This window comes from Desulfoscipio gibsoniae DSM 7213 (genome assembly GCF_000233715.2).
GTDB lineage: Bacteria > Bacillota > Desulfotomaculia > Desulfotomaculales > Desulfallaceae > Sporotomaculum > Sporotomaculum gibsoniae.
In genome coordinates this window covers 4,026,900-4,045,444 of the sequence record NC_021184.1, presented here as the reverse complement: position 1 = coordinate 4,045,444, position 18,545 = coordinate 4,026,900, and the positions used below count along the sequence as shown (strand labels likewise).

Sequence of the window (18,545 nt, the reverse complement as noted above, 5' to 3'; positions counted from 1 at the left end):
GTGATAAACCAAGTTCTTGAAGCTGATAATAGAAGCTAATTGCCTGAAAGGGAACGGTGAAGAAACCATGTATAATAAGAAAAGCTATGCACAGTCAGAGGGTTTTATACCGGCTGGTATGACTGCTGGCGATTATTTAGATCAGGCCGTAGCGTTGGCGCCAAATAAAACAGCTATAATTTTTAATGATCGCCAGATTACTTACCTGCAACTGTATAATTTAGTTAACCAGTTGGCTGAGTCATTATTGAATCTTGGCATTAGACATGGTGACCGAGTTGCCCTCCTTTTACCCGACGGCCCGGAATTTATTATTGCCAGTCAAGCTATCTTAAAAATTGGGGCAGTTAAAGTCCCCTTACATATAAATTTTAGAGAATTAGAGTTGAAATTCGCTTTGTTACATAGCAAAGCACGGGCAATTATCATGACTTCGAACATTGAAAACTTTTCTTTTGTTGATTTAATCGCCCGTCTACGTTCTCAGTTTCCCACATTGGAACATGTAATAGTTAAAGGTAGGACGAAAGCAGAAATGATTCCGCTGCGCCAGTTACTTGCAGGTGATGATGATGCAAAAAACTTGGTTGAAAAATATATCCATGATCACCCTGTGGAACCGGACGATATTGCGGCAATAGTTTATACCTCCGGGACTACCGGTATCCCTAAAGGGATAGTACATACACATAATACGATCCATCGCCTTGCTTATTCAAGTAATTATATGCGGGAGGTCGGGGATAACGAGGTGTGGTTGGGGATGTTGCCACTTTCTTCAGCCTGTGGGGTAATATATGTTGAACCCTGCCCGATTATAAGCAGGTCCACTTTAGTGCTTTCGGAAAGTTATGCACCAGAAATTGTATTAAAGTCAATTCAGCAGTGCAAAGTAACTTCCCCAGTGGGTATGCCTTTATTTTTTATAAAAATATTAGAACACCCAAATTTTTTTGATTATGATATTACTTCGGTGCGCAATATTTATTTTTGTGGGGCTGTTGCTGCTAAAGAGATACTGGTGGAACTGCAAAATAAATTCAAGTGCACACTTACTATAACTTATGGTGCTTCCGAATACGGCCATGCCACTATGACAAAGTTGACCGATCCCCTGGAAGTTATACATAAGATCTCCGGCAAGCCGATTTACGGTGGCGTTGAAGTAAAAATTGTTAATAATAATAGACGGATTGTTTCGCACGGGGAAGTAGGCGAAATCTTTGTCCGGAGTTTTGGTAGTGCTTTGCGGTATTGGAGGGATCCTGACAGGACGGAGAGTTCCTTTGATGAGTGCGGTTGGGTGCGCGTTCATGACCTGGGGTTTATGGATGAACAGGGAAATATAACTGTTGTTGGGCGAACTGATGATATTATTGTCCGGGGGGGTGCCAGTATTTACCCTGACGAAATAGAATCCTTGTTATACGCTCATCCTAAGGTAGCTGAAGCGAGCATTGTAGGATATCCCGATTATGAACTGGGCGAAAAAACATGTGCTTTTATTATCCCCAAAGCAGGCGTGACAAAGATAACACTGGAAGACATAGTATCTTTCCTAAAGAATAAAATAGTGGGATATAAGATTCCCGATAAGATTAAGATAGTACCATCTTTTCCTGTTACTACTAGTGGAATAGTGCAAAAGTATAAATTGCGTGAAACGTTAACCAGGGAAGTTAATGGAAATATATACCGGGTAAAATAATGAAACACTTAGGTTTTTTAAAGCTTTACTAATTCTTGTATAGGTGGGGTTAAGATGATCAAGATTAATGACTTGCATCTTGAAAAAATGCTTAGCCTACAGCCCGAGGCAGGGAAAAACTACCTTAAAAACATGCGGGTACTAATTCTTAATGCCGAGGCGATTGGAGTTCTGCGCAAGGACCTCATTAGCTCTTTGGATACAGAAAAAGCAAAGGGGTTGTTGATTCGCTACGGTTTTGCCATCGGTTATCGCGATGCTGTAAACACTCTGCAAGATTTCTCTCCAAAAGGTAAAATTGACAGCTACCAACTGAGCGTACTTTTTCATACATTTGTGGGTATGGCCCGTGTCTCCCCGATAGAGATGTACTCTAATGAAGACGAAAACAATTGGTGTTGCGAAGGTATCTGGCATGATTCTTACGAAGCCGAACATCATGTGAAGCATTTCGGCCCCGCAACAGAACCGGTATGCTGGACGCTGGTGGGTTATGCCAGTGGTAGTATGTCGGCTCTATTGGGTGAACGGGTAATTATTAAAGAAGTATCTTGCTCAGCCAAAGGTGACCCGCACTGCAGGTATATCGGCAAGACATTGGCTGCGTGGGGTGATGAAATACTTCCTGAGTTGCAATACTACAAGGATATTAACAAAGATAAAGCATTAGATCAGGCCCTTGTCAGGATGCGTGCCCAAAATGATATATTAAAACAATCGATGGCCATCCATAAACAGCTAAACAGACTGGTGTTAGATGGAAAGGATATGTCAGTCATAGCCGCAACTTTAGGTAGCATGATTGGAGGAACGGTGATTGTTGAGGACCTGTTTTTTAGGCCAGTTGCTTATTTTACACCCACAACGTTGGTGGCAAATAACTTTCCAACGCATATGTCTTGTTCAGCAAAAGATATTTTTAGTAATCCGCGCCATCGCGACCTCTCCACCACGCTAATCCAGGAAAAAAGACAGGTCCAGCTTTTGGTCGAAACTTCCAGGAATCCTTTTTCCAGACTTATTTCCCCGATCGTAATCGGTCAGGATGTTCTGGGTTTTGTTAGTACTATTAAAACTTTTGAAAATTTTACTGAGTTGGATCGGTTAACTTTAGACCATGCGGCTTCAATTTTTGCTATAAAGATGATGCAGACCCGGGCTGTGGCAGAGGTGGAAACCCGTCTTAGTGGTAATCTTGTTAAGGATTTAATTGCGGGTAATTTTAACACTGAAATGGATATTATAGAAAGGTCAAATTACCTTGGTTATAATATCAGTCAGCCCCATAGTGTCATGATTATTAATTTAGAAAACTTGACGAGTGTGATTGAACACTTAAAACGTGATCAAACAAAAATTATTCGTTTTAAAGAGCGAATCTGTGATGCGGTTAACAAAGCGCTTAATAATTGTAATCGGCAAGGTATAGTTGCGGACGACAGTAATAATAACATTATCGTATTCATCTCATTAGGAGCAAATACAGCATCTTCTAAGATTATAGAAGTGGCTAAGAGTATCCGGGAACGTTTTAATCAGCAATTCCCGCAAATTAATATTTCGATTGGCATAGGCCGGATTTGCCATGCCCTTAGGGATTTTCCCCTGTCCTACCAGGAGGCTCAGCGGGCACTGAAAGTAATGAAGGGGCTAAATCAGAGCAATACTGTGATTTCATTTGACAGCTTGGGTACTTACGGCCTACTTTTTCATGCCGCTGATCAGAAAGACCTTCTTGCTTTTATGAAGGAACAGCTTGGTAAGTTGTTGGAATATGATGTCAAGTATCAAACCGAACTAGTTGAAACTCTTAATCTTTACTTTAGTTACGACGGTAATATTAAAAAGGCAGCCATTGCCGCGGCTGTTACACCAAGTGGGTTTAGATATCGCCTCAGGAAAATTTGTGAAGTAGGTAACTTTGATTTTAAAGATCCTAATAAAAGATTTGATTTACAAATGGCTTTAAAAGTTTGGTGCATTACAACAAAAGGTAGTAATCATGAGCCAAACATATAAAGGGTTCACTACACTAAACTTCCTGCACCAATACACTTCATTATATCAATTATCAAACAATAATTATGAAAATGATTACCATGTGTAATAGTATGCTTTTTTAGGAGGTGTGTATGTTTAGTGGAGGAACTTAAAAATCAAATCATCGATTTTATTAGCAGACACAGCACCCTGACACTGGGGACAGTATCTCCGGAACACCGACCCCAGGCTGCCGACCTGTTTTACGTTAACGACGGTTTAGAATTATTTTTTCTTTCCAAGTCTGAAGCCAGGCATTGTGTCAATATTGCGACAAATCCGCTAGTTGCGGCAACCATACACGATGAAAGTCGTGAGTGGCGGCAAATTAAGGGTGTTCAAGTTGAAGGTAGAGCTTTCAAGGTTGAAGAAACTGGCCGGAAGGCTAGGGTTATGGCACTGTATATAAAAAAATTTCCGTTTGTGCAATCTTTTTTTGCCGCGCCGCGGCTTGCCAAGTTAATGGCCGAAATAAAGGTATACCGGATATTACCTGAAACTATATGTTACATTGATAATTCTTCCGGATATTTTAATCGACAAACTTTAAAATTACCTTATTAAAGAATGGTTTAAACCATTCTTTTTTTTTGCTATCCAACTTTCCAAATGAACAGTATATTCCTAAATATTCTGACACGTCGGAATATTGAAAAAAGGGATATTTACATGGTATTTTTATATCGTTAAGCAAAAGATGGGATTGGGAAAAAACCCATATATCATTTTCGCTTAAAGACTATAAAGTTGGAGGTGGCAAATTAATTAATGCAAAGTTTAGACACTTACTGGAACCCAGCCTTGGAAACCCTGCCGGTAGAAAAGTTGAGGGAGTTGCAGTTGGTAAAGTTCAAAAGGATATTAAAGTGGGGATATGAGAGGTCCAAACTTTACCGTCGACTTTATGAAGCAGCTGGATTAATGCCTGAAGATATTAAAACATGGGACGATATCAAGAAAGTACCAATTATTGATAAAGGAAGTTACCGCGAAGCCCAATATAAAGAGCCGTGGCCTTATGGCGATTCCCTGTGCATACCTTTAGAAGATGTCACAGTTTACCACCAGACCAGTGGCACCACCGGTCAGCCGGTATTTCAGCCTGATACCTGGCAGGACTGGGAGTGGCAGGCTGAGATTTGGAGTCATTACTTGTGGGCGATGGGTTTCAGAAATACCGACAGAGTTTTTATTCCATTCGGTTACAACGTATTTATTGCCTACTGGGCCGGTCACTATGCCGCCGAAAAAGTCGGCTGTGAGGTTGTCTCGGGGGCCATGCTTAACACCGAAGAAAGAATTATGAAGATGAAGGACCTGAGGGCCACTGCCTTTATGGCTACGCCTACTTATGTTCTTGGAATGGCGGACGGTTGTCGAAAACTGGGCATGGATCCGAGGGATTTGCATATCAAGAAAATCCTATGCGCAGGCGAGCCGGGTGGAAGTGTTCCAACTACCAAAAGAAGGATGGAAGAAGCCTGGGGTTGTCCCGTATACGACCATGTCGGTGCAACTGAGATGGGTTCGTGGGGATATGAGTGTACATTTAAGCCGGGTGGTTTGCATGTGAACGAAGGATTTTTCCTGGTTGAACTCTTGGATTTGGAAACCGGTGAACCTATTGAAGAGCCTAATAAGCTTGGCAGAATCGTCATTACCGCTTTTGACCGAATGGCCCAGCCGTGTATCCGCTGCGATAGTAAAGATGTAGCCATGTGGAGTGATAAAAATTGTGAGTGCGGTCGTACATACCGCGTATTAAAAGGCGGAATCCAGGGACGTACAGACCATATCTCAAAAGTTAAAGGCGTTTTATTCAGTCCCGTTGCGGTAGAAGAAGTTGTGCGCAGTATGCCTCAATTAGGTGACGAGTATGAATTAATTGTCAAAAAGGAAGGCGACATAGATAAGATTATCTTAAAATATGAATTAAATCCTGGTTTTGAGGGTCAAGAAAAAGAAGTGGAAGCCGAATTGGCCAGAAATTTAAGAGTGAAGACTAACCTGGGCTATGTTTATGAAAGTCATCCATATGGGTCACTTCCTAGGTATCTAGTAAAGGCCAAGCGTTATAAAGATCTCAGAAAAGAATTATAAAAAGGGGTGGGGATATAATTGGCAGGAGAAACCAACATCCGTGAAATGGCCAATCTTATTGCAAATATTAAACAAGATGCAGAAAAGTTGAAAGAATTGGGCAAAAATAGCAACATCAAATGCGTAGAAATGAATGTAGTTAGAATGTCTGCAATGATAAAAATGTTGGAACTTGATATTACTGATGCCGCCGATATACTGGGTGCCTGATCTATCGTCCGCACGGCCCTTGTTTATTCTAGCAATTTAACATTATTTGACGGATCCCTAAGCGGTATGACTCGAAAATGCTTTGAGCCGCTTACACCAGGGGATCCGTTAAATACTTAACATGTTACCAGGCAACTGAAACAATCGCTGGCAGCTAGTCGATAGGAGCCAGCTAAGTACTTGCTGAACGGAGGTAATTGAATGTCTGAACAAAAAATAAAAGATTTACGTTCTGCGATAGAACTATTAAAAACAGTCCCGGGACAATTAATCGAAACCAACGAACCGGTGGACCCGCATGCTGAAATATCAGGAGTTTATCGTCATGTTGGTGCTGGTGGAACAGTAATGCGTCCAACCCAAACTGGACCTGCTATGGTTTTCAACAATGTGAAGGGTCATGAAGGTGCTAGAGTAATTATAGGACTACTGGCAAGTCGTAAAAGGGTAGGGCTGATGCTTGGCACAAAACCGGAACGCCTGGGATTTCTTTTAAATGATGCTGTTCAAAATCCAATTCAACCAATTACAGTTTCAAAAGATAAGGCTAAATGTCAGGAAGTAGTTCATTATGCAGATGAGCCGGGTTTTGATATTAGAAAACTAGTTCCTGCACCCACTAATACAGAAGAAGATGCGGGCCCATACATAACTATGGGTATGTGTTATGCATCTGATCCTGAAACGGGAATATCTGATGTTACAATCCACCGTCTATGTTTACAAAGCAAAGATGAAATATCCATGTACTTTGTTCCAGGAGCCCGTCATTTAACAGTATTTCGTGAAAAGGCTGAAAATGCCGGAAAACCATTGCCGATTTCTATTAGTATAGGCGTTGACCCGGCTATTGAAATTGCCGCTTGTTTTGAACCACCGACGACTCCCCTTGGTTTTAATGAATTAAGTATTGCAGGAGCTATTAGGAAAGAAGCTGTTGAATTGGTTCAATGTTTAACAATTAATGAAAAGGCAATTGCTAATGCCGAATACGTTATAGAGGGTGAACTAATTCCCGGAGTGCGTGTTAGGGAAGACCAGAATACAAATACAGGAAAAGCAATGCCGGAATTCCCCGGTTACACAGGGAGAGCTAATCCTGAGTTACCAGTAATCAAGGTGAAAGCTATTACTCATCGCGTAAATCCAATACTGCAGACTTGTATAGGACCAAGTGAAGAACATGTGAATATGGCTGGTATTCCAACAGAGGCAAGTATCTTGCAAATGGTGGAAAAGGCTATGCCGGGCAGATTATTAAATGTATATTCACATTCATCAGGCGGCGGTAAATACATGGCTGTTTTACAGTTTAAAAAGAGCCAGCCAAGTGATGAAGGACGCCAAAGACAAGCTGCTTTATTGGCATTCTCAGCATTTTCTGAACTTAAGCATGTGATTTTAGTAGATGAAGATGTAGATCCATTTGATAGTAACGATGTCATGTGGGCACTAAATACACGTTACCAGGGTGATATTGATACAATATTTATTCCGGGTGTGCGTTGTCACCCGTTGGATCCCTCACAAGATGCTGATTTTAACCCGTTAATTAGGGACCATGGCATTTCATGTAAAACTATTTTTGACTGCACAGTACCATATAATTTAAAAGATAGATTTAAAAGAACCAAGTTCAAGGATATAGATCCTGGTAAATTTGCCCCGGAGTTGTTTGAAAATCAGTAGTTGATAAGAAAATAGCCTTCAGGAAGGCTATTTTCTTATCAAACGAAAACGGTATTTTCCCCGGCTTATGAACGTTTTCCACATTGCTAACTTTTAAAGGCAGGTTAGCTGGATTTATGCTAATAGGCCTATTATGATGAAGAAGGGGGAATGTCTTTGACTAGAATAGTTCTAGCGATATCGGGTGCCACCGGATCAATATACGGTATTAAACTCCTCGAAGAATTTCATAAAGCTGACGTGGAAACGCAATTAATCATAAGTGAGTCGGCTAAAAAAACAATTGCCCTGGAAACGGATTATTTATTAGATGATATTAGTAAAATGGCCAGCCAGCAGTTCCCTTCCTGGGATATTGCCTCACCTCCGGCCAGCGGTTCCTTTTTACACCAGGGGATGGTGATAGCTCCCTGCAGCATGAAAACTCTTTCCGCTATAGCTAACGGTTATGCAGATAATTTAATTAACCGTGCTGCTGACGTAACAATTAAGGAAAGACGTAAGTTGATTTTGCTGGTACGTGAAACCCCGTTAAGCCCTATTCACCTGGAGAATATGCTGAAATTGGCCAGGCTCGGGGTAATAATTATGCCCCCGGTACTTTCCTTTTATCATCACCCGAAAACAATAGAGGATATGATGAAGCAAATGGTGGGGCGAGTTTTTGACCAATTAGGGATAGAAAATTCTCTGGTGAAAAGATGGCCAGGGATAATGGAAATGTAAAAATAGTTCACAAATGCTAGTGTTTATGTGGATTGAATATTGTCCAAGCAATATTAATGTTAACAGCTAGCTGGGGAATATAATGTGCTAGGCTGTGTAGTGGTTGTGGTTTGAACAACTTGATTGATGGGGTCGCTACAAGGTGATAGTAGTGGCCTTTCTTTCTTACCGAACCCAAGTATTTTTTGCGAAGGACATTTTTAAATACCGGTAAAATATTAGACAAAGGTTTGGATGCTAATTGCATGTTTAAAACCCGAACATGATACGTAAATAGCGGTTGCCGGGGGTAGCTCTATTTGGCAAGGCACTGGTGGAAACCGGGAAAAAGTGATATAAATAATTATAGATAGGGAACAGGCCTCCTTTATTGTCAAACAAGTGCCAGTTTACCTAATTATTAAATTCTTTAAAATACTATGAAATCAGGTGGTTAATAATGAGTTATCCCGTTATAGATTTTCACATCCACCCCATACACTATGAGTATTATAACCAAAGCTCACTTGACTTTGTACAAAACACTCAATCAGTGGAAGACTGGCAGGAATTTTATAACAAGTTTTGCGATCCGGATCAGTTCGTTAAATACATGGATGCAAATGGTGTGGATTACGGAGTTGTTTTGGCTGAGCTGTGTCCTGCGGCCACTGGTATGTGTTCCAATGAGTATGTAATGCAGTTCTGTGCGGGACAAGAAAAGCTTATCCCTTTTGCTAGTATTAACCCCTATATGACCCCGAATTCGAGAAGTGAGTTAAAGCGCCTGGTGACCGGCGGTTTCCGGGGTGTTAAGCTCTATCCTACTTACCAATTATTTTATCCTAATGACAGCTTCCTTTACCCGCTTTATGCCGAGGCGGAGGCACTAAGAATTCCGGTTATGTTTCATACCGGATCCTCAGTTTTTAAAGGGTCACGACTAAAGTACGGTGACCCTCTTTACCTGGACGATGTGGCTGTTGACTTTCCCGACCTGCCCATAGTTATTGTGCACAGCGGCAGGGGTTTTTGGTATCAACACGCTTTTTTCCTGGCCAGGCTCCACGAAAATGTATATATGGAAGTTGCAGGGCTGCCGCCGCAAAAATTGCTTACCTATTTTCCCGAGCTGGAAAGAGTGGCCGATAAAGTTATATTTGGTTCCGACTGGCCCAGTATCAAGGATGTTCGCAAAAATATTGAAACCATCCGGGCGCTGCCCTTGGCTGAGGATGCAAAGGATAAAATCTTGGGTCAAAATGCCGCAAAATTATTAGGGGTCAGGCTTAAACTTTCTTAACTTGGTGCCGGGTGTTGAAAGTTGAAAGTTGAAAGTTAAACGTTGAACGTCACAGGGGAAATGGAGAATGTCTTCGGGTAGAAATCCAATAAGTAATGTTCGCTGTACTTAAAAAGAGAACGCCTCACTGGGTGAAGCGTTCTCTTTTAGGGGGAATTAATAAAATACAAATGTTAATTATTTAGCTGTTAGGCAAGTTTTCGCTGCCCCTGGTGATACACCATATTTTTAAAGCCATTTGTAGATCAAATCTTTTATCCGGGTCTTTTAAATTAAAGCCGCTCACCTCACAAATCTTTTTAAAGCGATATTTAAAGCCACTTTGCGTGAGAGCGGCAGCTTTAGCAGCATCTTGAATACTTCCACCATAATTAAAATAAAGATGCAGGTTTTCTACCAAATGGGTTTGGTGTTTAATGTCGTACTCCAGCAACTTACCGATGGTTAAGATTATAGCCCAGATAGGTCGCCCTCTCAATGATGGAATTTTCAGAATCAAAGTGACCTGCAATTAAATCATTAATTAAGTTGCCCTTGAGACGGGTTTCTACTTCTGCTATAGTCCGGGTCTGCATCATTTTAAGGGCAAAAACCGAGGCTGCCAGATTCAAAGTTGTCTGGTCCAGCTCGTTGAACTCCCCTGATGTTTTAAGAAAGCTAACATAGCCCTGTATATCCTGTTCGATGATAATAGGAGAAATAAGCCTGGCAAATGTATTTTGTAGCGATTCTGCCGGCAGCAGGACAGGTCTCCTTTCCAGGGTTAGCTTGTTGGCCAGTTGGCGGTGGCGCCAATCGGAAAAAATGTCCTTTGCTGATCCATGTCGGGTTATTATAATTTATAAATAAAATTAAGCCAATCTCCCAAGCTGGTTCAGGATGTCTTTGAGTAAATTACTGGATGATAAATAAAAAATTCTATCGCAGCAATTTGCCAGGTCACTGCTTTTAGAAGTATGGTCGATTAAAAAACCAAACAGGCCAAAGCGATATTTTTTCTGGCTGCGTTTCAGCTTGTTTAGTACTTCGTCGCTCAGTTTACCGAAACCGTCGGTAAAAATTAATATATCTGATTCACGATGATGTTTGAGATTTTCGATTATTTCCAGCGTTCTTTTGATGGGTGTGTCAAAATTGGTGCCGCCATAAAATGAAGAGGTCAACAAATTAATAAATTTTTTTAAGTCAGGCCTGTGGGGCAGCAGTAAAACATCTTTCATCGAGCTGCTGAAATTGATTAAGGCAAAGTATTTTTTTTGTCTTAGCACACCCAGAGCGATATTTAGAATGATCGCTTTCAAGAGATCAAGTTTATCCCCAATCATACTTCCGGAAGTATCAAGGCAGATGATTATGCCCCCTTTGCCCTTGTTGCTGCGGGATTTATAATCATAGGTATAAAACTTTTGTTCTATTAATTTATTATAAAAGATATATTCCAGTTGTTCATCCAAATACAAAAGCTCCAGGGGTATCAGGTTTGTAATATCATTAGAGGTTGAAATGTTCATTTTGCATTCATAAGTGGATTTATGTAATTTTTTTTGCTTATGAATCCGAATCTCTTTTAAATTGCCAACTAATTTAGTTATTCTTAAAATTTCCGGGTGTCTCTTTATGATGTTCGCCAGATAAAAGCAAAATTCAGGGTTGGTCTGGATCAAGCTGCCCAGGGTCAGATCCCAGTAGCTGTGGGAGCTTAATTTCTTTAAACTGTCATATAATTGCTTTTTTTTGTTAATATCTTTTTCTACTTGCTGACTGACTTGTCGTGCAAATTTGTCCATTTCATCGATGATTATTTTTTCTATCGGTACGCCGTGATAAAAAGATAATTTTTGCAGATCTTTTTCCAGCCTTTCTGATAATCCTGAGCCGGGCATAGTCAACACTTTTTTTAGTTTTTCCAGGCTATCTGCAAGTTGGTTAAGATCATAAACCGTATTGATGCCTTTTACTTTATCGGGAGTGGGTAATGAGCCTAACTGGTTAAGGGTCTGTAAAAAAGTGGCGTTGTTGTTTATATATTTAGAGATTTTATCAGTTATGTCACTGTATTGTTTGTTTGTATCTTGTTGTAAATTTTCATCATGGCCGGCAGCCCCGGAATCTCTCTCTTTGCTGTTATCTAACTTAGCGGGGGAATTATCATTAGTTTCTTTGGCCAATTGGTCCACTGAGTCCAAAAGTTCCTGGGTCTCACCGGTATCTTCATCCTCCCACATGCTAAAGGTGGAAAAAGAATCGAGAAGCTGAGAAATAAATAAATAACTATTTTGCTCGTTAAAGACAGTATACTTTTTAATTTTTTTTAAATAGTTGCTTTCCATGATCTTGTTAATAAGTAAAAACCTAATATAATCATTACGTGAAACTTGCCGTTTGTTAGGTGCCAGTACTTCCAGATGTTCTTTAAAAAGTATGTTGTACAGGTCGAATAACATATCTCTGTCTAGTATTTTCATTTTATTACCCTGGACAAGGTTGGTTAAATCATATTTTTGTTCAAGATAATTAAAATACATCCGGTCGTACTGATCATGTTTTATATAGTTCATAATCAGTCTCCCTCGTGCAGTGTAGACTGAATTTTTTCATTTAATCCATCAAGTTTATTTTTATAGCTAACAAATTCCGCTAATTTGTTGTTGATAGTCAGGTTAATTTGCTGGTGAATTAAACGGTTAACTCTAAGATACTGTTTTGCTTCATAAGATAGTATCTCTGCCTCCAAATGCTCAACAATTCTACTTATTTTATATAAATATTCTCTTATTAGTTGGTATTGAATAATTAAGTCTTCTTTTTGTTTTGGTTTTAAATAGCTGTAGCACTTAGTATATTCATTGTAATTATTATTTGAAGATAAAATTAAGTCATCCAAAAACTTGGCAAAGGAATCAGAAACTCTAATGGATATTTTTGAGAGGATGCTATTGAAGATATGATCAAATAAGATATTCTGTACATCCTGTTTAATGGTTAAAAAGTCCTCTGGCTTTTCCCAAATCATATACGGCATTATAAATAAATCTTCGGCGATAATACTTGACCTACCGTTAACATAAGCACAAACTTTTAGTACTTTTACGGTATTCCTAAATTTTCTATCGGATACATAATGATTATTTTCATAACAATATTCCCTTATTTTATATATCAAGTTTAAGATATCCTGGTCGGGTGTAATGTTTTGTGATTCATCGTATATAATCGATAATTCATCTAGATCCAGAAGCATACTGTCAGCAACCGGTGCCGGCTTATCACCGGATAAAAGAAGCCTGGAAAAGTTTCTAAAATCTTTAATGGGCTCGGCGATGTATTTTATTGTAAACCGGTCGTACAAGGCTTGCAATTCTTCCATTTCTTCATCGTCCGGGATTTCATTGGAGGCTCCGAACAGGGATATCAGGGGTACATTAACTACCTCGTTATCGTTAATAAAAATCTTTTCATTGGCAATCATTAGCAGGCTGTTCAGTATAGAGCTGTTTCCTTTGAAAATTTCGTCGATAAAGCCAATTTCTACGTCAGCTAATTTGTTATCAATTTTTCTATAAAAGCGATCCTCTTTCAGCTTGCCAAGAGATATTGAACCGAAAATTTCTTCCGGGGTGGTGTATTTTGTGAGGAGGTATCTAAAAATTCTGGCATTTTTAATCATTAAAGAGGCCTGGTTAACTAGTTCTGTTTTAGCCACACCCGGCTTGCCTAAAATAAACATGTTTTGCTTGGAAAATATAGTTAATAGCAGTAAAGAGATCAAAGTTTCTCTTTCCAGAAAAAAACTATTCAGGTAATCCTCCGTGTGAACTATTTTCTTTAAAATATCGTTTTGTTTTATCAATTTATATAAACCTCCTCCGCTAAGCACCGGTTATTAATCTTTAAACTATTGTTGTTTGGTTAACTATTGTTGTTTAGTTAACTATTGTATATTTTTTAAAAAAAAATTCAATTACATTTAACCGACAATGTAGACTAAAAATATGAAAATAATTTGGTCAAACATAGGTAAGCTGAGGAGCAAGAGGATCGTCCATTAATTTTCTAAGCTACGGAAGCATGAGAGCCGTCCCCTTGCTTCCCCAAATTCTCTTGCGATTTAGCTGTTTTACATATTGACAGCAACTTTCAGATAATTCATAATATAGGTGCAAGTACACAATACAGAACGGCGTTTACAATGGGTGACAATTTTTTTATTTGAGGAGGTAGAGTATGTTTTTACCGGATTTCGAGTATTACATGCCCGCCAGCGTGCAGGAGGCCTGTGCCTTGCTGGCGGAAAAAGGTCCAACGGCCAAAATTCTTTCAGGGGGTACCGACCTCTTGAATAAAATGAAGCATGGCCTGGTAGCTCCTGAAGTCCTTATTTCGCTCAAGCAACTTGACCAGCTAACTAGTATAGCATACGTACCGGACAAAGGCGTGGTAATAGGAGCCAGGGCCACACACAATGACATCTGCAATTCATTGTTGCTCCAGGAAAAATATCTTTCTTTGTGTGAGGCTGCCCATCATATGGCGAATAATCAGATAAGAAACGTAGGTACCATAGGCGGTAATATAGTAAACGCCGTGCCGTCTGCTGACCTACCGCCCATATTGATGGCACTTGGTGCTTCAATCACCCTGGTGGGGAGACAGGGTGAAAGGGTAATGGCACTGGAAGATTTCTTTGTGGGTCCCGGTAAAACCCGGATAGCTCAGGATGAGATAGTTGCGGAAATAGTAATTCCCGACCAGCCCTTAACAGGCAGCACCTATATAAAATTCGGCCTGCGCCGTTCGGGTGCCCTGGCGGTGGTGGGAGTAGCGGTGGCGGTTACCATGGAGGGCAATGTATGCAAGGATGCCAGGATTGCTCTCGGCGCCGTGGGCCCGGTTCCCATGAGAGCCCCAAAAGCTGAGGCTATGATCATAGGGAAAACAGTCAATGAGGAATTGTTGGAAGAAGTGGGTGTGTGCGCATCCACAGAATGTAAGCCTATTTCGGATATCCGCGGCTCTGAAGAGTACCGGAGGGATATGGTCAGAGTATTTACCAAACGTGCCCTCCGTAAAGCCATAGATGAAGGTCATGTGTAGGAGGGGTGGATTATGCAGGCAATAATTGATAATAACGGAGTAAAAAGATATTTGGTTACCATTCAGGTTAACGGGGATAATTATACCCGGGTTGTCAAGGCGAACACCCTATTAGTTAATTTTTTAAGAGAAGAGCTCGATTTAACGGGAACTAAAAAAGGTTGTGAGCTGGGGGACTGCGGCTCTTGTACCGTTCTCATGGACGGCAAGCCCGTTAATTCCTGTATTGTCCTCGCGGTGGAAGCGGATGGCCGCGAAATTACCACTGTTGAGGGTTTGGCCCAAAGTGAAAAACTGGACAAAATACAGGAATCCTTTATCGAAAATGCAGCTGTGCAGTGCGGTTACTGCACACCGGGAATGATTATGTCAGCCAAGGCACTGCTTACTAAAAACCCCCATCCCACAGAAGAGGAAATCCGGGAGGCCATAGCCGGCAACCTCTGTCGCTGTACGGGATATGTGAATATTGTCAAAGCTATTCTGGCTGCCGCCGGTGAATAAAAAGAAGGGGTGAGCGTTGTGAGTGATAAATATTCCGTTATCGGCAAAAGTGTACCCAAAATGGATGGCCGGGTGAAAGTTACCGGCCAGGCTAAATACACCGGCGACCTTAAATTTCCCAACATGCTGGTGGGCAAAATTCTTACCAGCCCCCATGCCCATGCCAGGATAATCAGCATTGATACTTCGGAGGCCGAAAAACTGCCCGGTGTCAAGGCCGTTATTACCCATAAAGATGTGCCCAGCTTGAAATACGGTATCAGCCCGGCCCGCTGGGATGAAAATATATTTTGTATTGACAAGGTACGCTTTGTAGGGGATAAAGTAGCCGCCATAGCTGCCGTGGATGAGGAAACCGTTTATAAAGCCCTCAAACTGATTAAAGTTGAATACGAAGTTCTTCCTGCGGTTTTTGATCCCGAAGAGGCCATTAAGGAAGGGGCTCCTCAGATACACGATGAGTATCCCAGGAACATCAATACGGAAATCCACCAGAATTTCGGAGATGTGGAAAAAGCCTTCGCCGAGGCACACCATGTGCGCACAGACCGCTTCGTGGGCAACCGCACCTACCAGTGTCCTATTGAGCCTCACTCGGCCATATCCATTTGGGAGGGTGGGAAGCTTACCGTTTATTCCAGTACCCAGTCGCCCCACTATTTTCAGTATTACATTGCCCGTGAATTTGGTTTGAAAATGGGGGATGTACGGGTTATTAAGACATATGTAGGCGGTGGGTTTGGAGGAAAGCTGGAACCCACCGGATTGGAGTTCTGCGGAGCGGTATTGTCCAAAATCACCGGGCGCCCGGTTAAAATGTTTTACGACCGCCACGAAATGTTTGCTCATAACCGGGGCCGGCATAAGCAAATAATGGAAATTACCACCGGTGTGGATAAGAACGGTAAAATACTCGGGGTGCACGCTAACTTTATTATGGACGGCGGGGCCTATACCAGCCTTGGTATTGCCACAGCCTATTATGCCGGGGCGATGCTGACTCTTACCTATGATTTTGTTAACTACAAGTTTGATATGATCAGGACGTATACTAATTTACCCGCCTGTGGTGCCCAGCGGGGTCACGGGGCCCCACAGCCCAGGTATGCCTTTGAATGCCATCTGGATAATGTGGCAACGGACTTGGGGATAGATCCCATTGAGCTTCGTAAGGTAAACGCCCGCCAGCCCAATACCATCACACCCAATGAATTTAAGGTCAATTCCTGTGAACTTGCTGAGTGTATTAGTAAAGCCAAGGAAATTTCGGGTTGGCAACAGAAAAAAGGTAAACTTGGCAAAGGCAGGGGTATTGGTATCGCCGTGGGAAGCTTTGTCAGCGGTGCAGGTTACCCCATATACCGCACCAATCTTCCCCATGCCTCAGCGATAATAAAGGTGCATGAGGACGGCTCCGCAGCCACTTTATACACCGGGGCCACGGATATCGGGCAGGGTTCCGATACCGTACTATGCCAGATGGCTGCAGAAGCTATGGGCTTTAGATATGAAAATATGAAGATTGTCGCCGCTGATACGGAAACTACCCCCCATGATTTCGGCGCCTATGCCAGCAGGCAGACGCTCATGTCGGGATCTGCCGTAAAACAAGCCGGTGAAGAGGTTAAAAAGCAGGTGTTGGAACTGGCCGCGGAAATGATGGAAGTTGAGGTTAGCGATTTGGATTGCCGGGATAGCGCCATATTCGTGAAATCAGATTCTGAAATAACAAAGCCTTTTGGCGAGGTAGCCAGGGAGTTCTTTGTCCGTAAAGGACCGCTGGTGGGTAAAGGAGTTTATGCTCCACCTAAACTTGGAGGAAAATTTAAGGGGGCGCCGGTGGGCACTTCCCCGGCCTACAGTTTTGCAGCCCAGATAAGTGAAGTTCAAATTGATGAAGAAACTGGTGAAATTGATGTGCAAGAGGTGTGGGATGTTCATGACTGCGGCATGGTAATTAACCCATCCCTGCTGCACGGTCAGGTGCACGGGGCACTTTTCATGGGTATGGGCGAGTCCATTTGGGAGCAGGTTCTCTTTGATGATCAAGGGAAAATACTAAATCCCAACCTGGGTGAGTACCGGATGCCCACAGCCATGGATATGCCCAAGGTGACCTCTGCGCTGGTGGAAAGCTATGAACCCGCGGGTCCCTGGGGAGTTAAAGAGGTAGGTGAAGGAGCCACCATTCCCACTATGGGTTGCTATGCCAATGCTATCTATGATGCCATGGGTATCCGGGTAAATAGCTTGCCCCTTACCTATGAAAAAGTATGGCGTGCTCTGAAAGAAAAAAGGGAAAAGGAAAAGGTTTCAGTGGGGGTATAAGTAGAAGATAAAGGAAGGGGGCGTTTTGCGCCCCCGATTTATCATAACCAAGGCATTAACATTTCCGAAGGAATGAGAACATGAGCGAAAAAAAATCAAGCAGCGGCTACAGTGCGCCAATATTATACAAGGCATTTGCCATAATCGAAGAAATTTCCAACGCCCAGTCCCAGCTGGGAATCAGTGACATTGCGCGCAAGTTAAATATATCAAAAAGCACAGTGCATGGTGTTATTCAAGCTTTAATAGACTTGGAAGTAATCAGACAGGATAATTATACCAAAAAATTCAGACTGGGGCCCACCCTTATTCATTTGGGAAACAAGGCCCTGGCAGGTGTGGATTTAAGGATGACAGTTCGACCATTTATGGAAGAACTTTGTGAAGAATTTAAAGAAACCATCTTTTTAGGGACCTTTGACGAACAAAGGATAACTATTATTGAAAAGGTAGACAGTCCAGCCGATTTGAAAATTACTGCCCCGGTTGGTACAAATATACCCCTGTTTTCCGGGGCTACGGGAAAAGTGTTCCTTGCGGGTCTTGAAGATCCTGTATTAAAAAACATACTGGCAGCAAGGTCAATTCCTCAATATACTTCCAACTCTATCACTGATCCTTATCAATTACTGAAAGAAATTGATAAAGCACGTAAATTGGGCTATGCAACTGATTTTGAGGAATATATACAGGGGGTTAATGGTGTATGTGTTCCCATTCCCGATATGCCTGGCCGGAATTTGGCAGCTTTATGGATGGTAGGCTTTACGCAAACTTTTAACGCTGATAAAATGAAGAAGGCAATAACGTCCCTAAAGAAAGCCGTTGGTAATATACAAGAATCACTGAGGAATTGATGGTTGC

The 18,545-nt window shown here is 41.6% G+C and carries 15 protein-coding genes; 12 read left to right on the top strand and 3 right to left on the bottom strand.

Annotated elements, in window-relative coordinates; all coding sequences use genetic code 11:
* Positions 1 to 67 precede the first annotated feature (67 nt).
* From DESGI_RS18920 to DESGI_RS18885, 8 genes are all read left to right on the top strand, one after another.
* On the top strand, positions 68 to 1,708 hold the full coding sequence (locus tag DESGI_RS18920; protein ID WP_157872819.1) for a class I adenylate-forming enzyme family protein: 1,641 nt from the start codon (positions 68 to 70) through the stop codon (positions 1,706 to 1,708).
* Between the two features lie 54 nt (positions 1,709 to 1,762).
* Positions 1,763 to 3,727, top strand: a complete 1,965-nt coding sequence (locus tag DESGI_RS18915; protein ID WP_006523831.1) for a XylR N-terminal domain-containing protein — start codon at positions 1,763 to 1,765, stop codon at positions 3,725 to 3,727.
* 120 nt (positions 3,728 to 3,847) lie between these two features.
* Positions 3,848 to 4,312, top strand: a complete 465-nt coding sequence (locus DESGI_RS18910; protein WP_006523832.1) for a pyridoxamine 5'-phosphate oxidase family protein — start codon at positions 3,848 to 3,850, stop codon at positions 4,310 to 4,312.
* Between the two features lie 204 nt (positions 4,313 to 4,516).
* Positions 4,517 to 5,848: a phenylacetate--CoA ligase family protein gene (locus DESGI_RS18905; RefSeq protein WP_006523833.1), complete on the top strand. Its 1,332-nt coding sequence runs from the start codon at positions 4,517 to 4,519 to the stop codon at positions 5,846 to 5,848.
* 18 nt (positions 5,849 to 5,866) lie between these two features.
* A complete protein-coding gene (locus DESGI_RS18900; RefSeq protein WP_006523834.1) occupies positions 5,867 to 6,058 on the top strand; it encodes a hypothetical protein in 192 nt (63 codons plus the stop codon).
* 201 nt (positions 6,059 to 6,259) lie between these two features.
* Positions 6,260 to 7,747: a UbiD family decarboxylase gene (locus tag DESGI_RS18895; RefSeq protein ID WP_006523835.1), complete on the top strand. Its 1,488-nt coding sequence runs from the start codon at positions 6,260 to 6,262 to the stop codon at positions 7,745 to 7,747.
* Between the two features lie 156 nt (positions 7,748 to 7,903).
* Entirely contained in the window at positions 7,904 to 8,473 is a 570-nt protein-coding gene (locus tag DESGI_RS18890; RefSeq protein WP_006523836.1) for a UbiX family flavin prenyltransferase, read from the top strand.
* Positions 8,474 to 8,912: 439 nt separating this feature from the next.
* Positions 8,913 to 9,755, top strand: coding sequence for an amidohydrolase family protein (locus DESGI_RS18885; protein WP_006523837.1), 843 nt, complete (start codon positions 8,913 to 8,915; stop codon positions 9,753 to 9,755).
* Between the two features lie 181 nt (positions 9,756 to 9,936).
* Here DESGI_RS18885 and DESGI_RS18880 read toward each other — a convergent pair whose 3' ends face one another.
* The 3 genes from DESGI_RS18880 to DESGI_RS18870 form a co-directional block, all read right to left on the bottom strand.
* Entirely contained in the window at positions 9,937 to 10,254 is a 318-nt protein-coding gene (locus DESGI_RS18880) for a helix-turn-helix domain-containing protein (protein WP_006523838.1), read from the bottom strand.
* A 352-nt stretch (positions 10,255 to 10,606) separates the two neighbouring features.
* On the bottom strand, positions 10,607 to 12,313 hold the full coding sequence (locus DESGI_RS18875; protein WP_006523839.1) for a vWA domain-containing protein: 1,707 nt from the start codon (positions 12,311 to 12,313) through the stop codon (positions 10,607 to 10,609).
* Between the two features lie 2 nt (positions 12,314 to 12,315).
* Positions 12,316 to 13,605: an AAA family ATPase gene (locus DESGI_RS18870; protein WP_006523840.1), complete on the bottom strand. Its 1,290-nt coding sequence runs from the start codon at positions 13,603 to 13,605 to the stop codon at positions 12,316 to 12,318.
* Between the two features lie 374 nt (positions 13,606 to 13,979).
* Between DESGI_RS18870 and DESGI_RS18865 the strand changes: the two genes are divergently transcribed.
* From DESGI_RS18865 to DESGI_RS18850, 4 genes are all read left to right on the top strand, one after another.
* Positions 13,980 to 14,849 (top strand): FAD binding domain-containing protein, encoded by an 870-nt coding sequence (locus tag DESGI_RS18865; protein WP_006523841.1) that lies wholly within the window; start codon positions 13,980 to 13,982, stop codon positions 14,847 to 14,849.
* 12 nt (positions 14,850 to 14,861) lie between these two features.
* Positions 14,862 to 15,353: a (2Fe-2S)-binding protein gene (locus DESGI_RS18860; protein WP_006523842.1), complete on the top strand. Its 492-nt coding sequence runs from the start codon at positions 14,862 to 14,864 to the stop codon at positions 15,351 to 15,353.
* An 18-nt stretch (positions 15,354 to 15,371) separates the two neighbouring features.
* Complete coding sequence (gene hcrA, locus DESGI_RS18855) at positions 15,372 to 17,681, top strand: 4-hydroxybenzoyl-CoA reductase subunit alpha (RefSeq protein WP_006523843.1); 2,310 nt, start codon at positions 15,372 to 15,374, stop codon at positions 17,679 to 17,681.
* Positions 17,682 to 17,761: 80 nt separating this feature from the next.
* The gene (locus DESGI_RS18850) at positions 17,762 to 18,538 is read left to right on the top strand and encodes an IclR family transcriptional regulator (RefSeq protein WP_006523844.1); all 777 of its coding nucleotides are present in this window, start codon (positions 17,762 to 17,764) and stop codon (positions 18,536 to 18,538) included.
* Positions 18,539 to 18,545 lie beyond the last annotated feature (7 nt).

What these genes read in the sequence shown, in the direction of transcription:
- DESGI_RS18920 (WP_157872819.1), top strand. Translation starts at nt 68, where the DNA reads ATGTATAATAAGAAAAGCTATGCACAGTCAGAGGGTTTTATACCGGCT.
- DESGI_RS18915 (WP_006523831.1), top strand. Translation starts at nt 1,763, where the DNA reads ATGATCAAGATTAATGACTTGCATCTTGAAAAAATGCTTAGCCTACAG.
- DESGI_RS18905 (WP_006523833.1), top strand. Translation starts at nt 4,517, where the DNA reads ATGCAAAGTTTAGACACTTACTGGAACCCAGCCTTGGAAACCCTGCCG.
- DESGI_RS18895 (WP_006523835.1), top strand. Translation starts at nt 6,260, where the DNA reads ATGTCTGAACAAAAAATAAAAGATTTACGTTCTGCGATAGAACTATTA.
- DESGI_RS18885 (WP_006523837.1), top strand. Translation starts at nt 8,913, where the DNA reads ATGAGTTATCCCGTTATAGATTTTCACATCCACCCCATACACTATGAG.
- DESGI_RS18875 (WP_006523839.1), bottom strand. Translation starts at nt 12,313, where the DNA reads ATGAACTATATAAAACATGATCAGTACGACCGGATGTATTTTAATTAT.
- DESGI_RS18865 (WP_006523841.1), top strand. Translation starts at nt 13,980, where the DNA reads ATGTTTTTACCGGATTTCGAGTATTACATGCCCGCCAGCGTGCAGGAG.
- DESGI_RS18860 (WP_006523842.1), top strand. Translation starts at nt 14,862, where the DNA reads ATGCAGGCAATAATTGATAATAACGGAGTAAAAAGATATTTGGTTACC.
- DESGI_RS18850 (WP_006523844.1), top strand. Translation starts at nt 17,762, where the DNA reads ATGAGCGAAAAAAAATCAAGCAGCGGCTACAGTGCGCCAATATTATAC.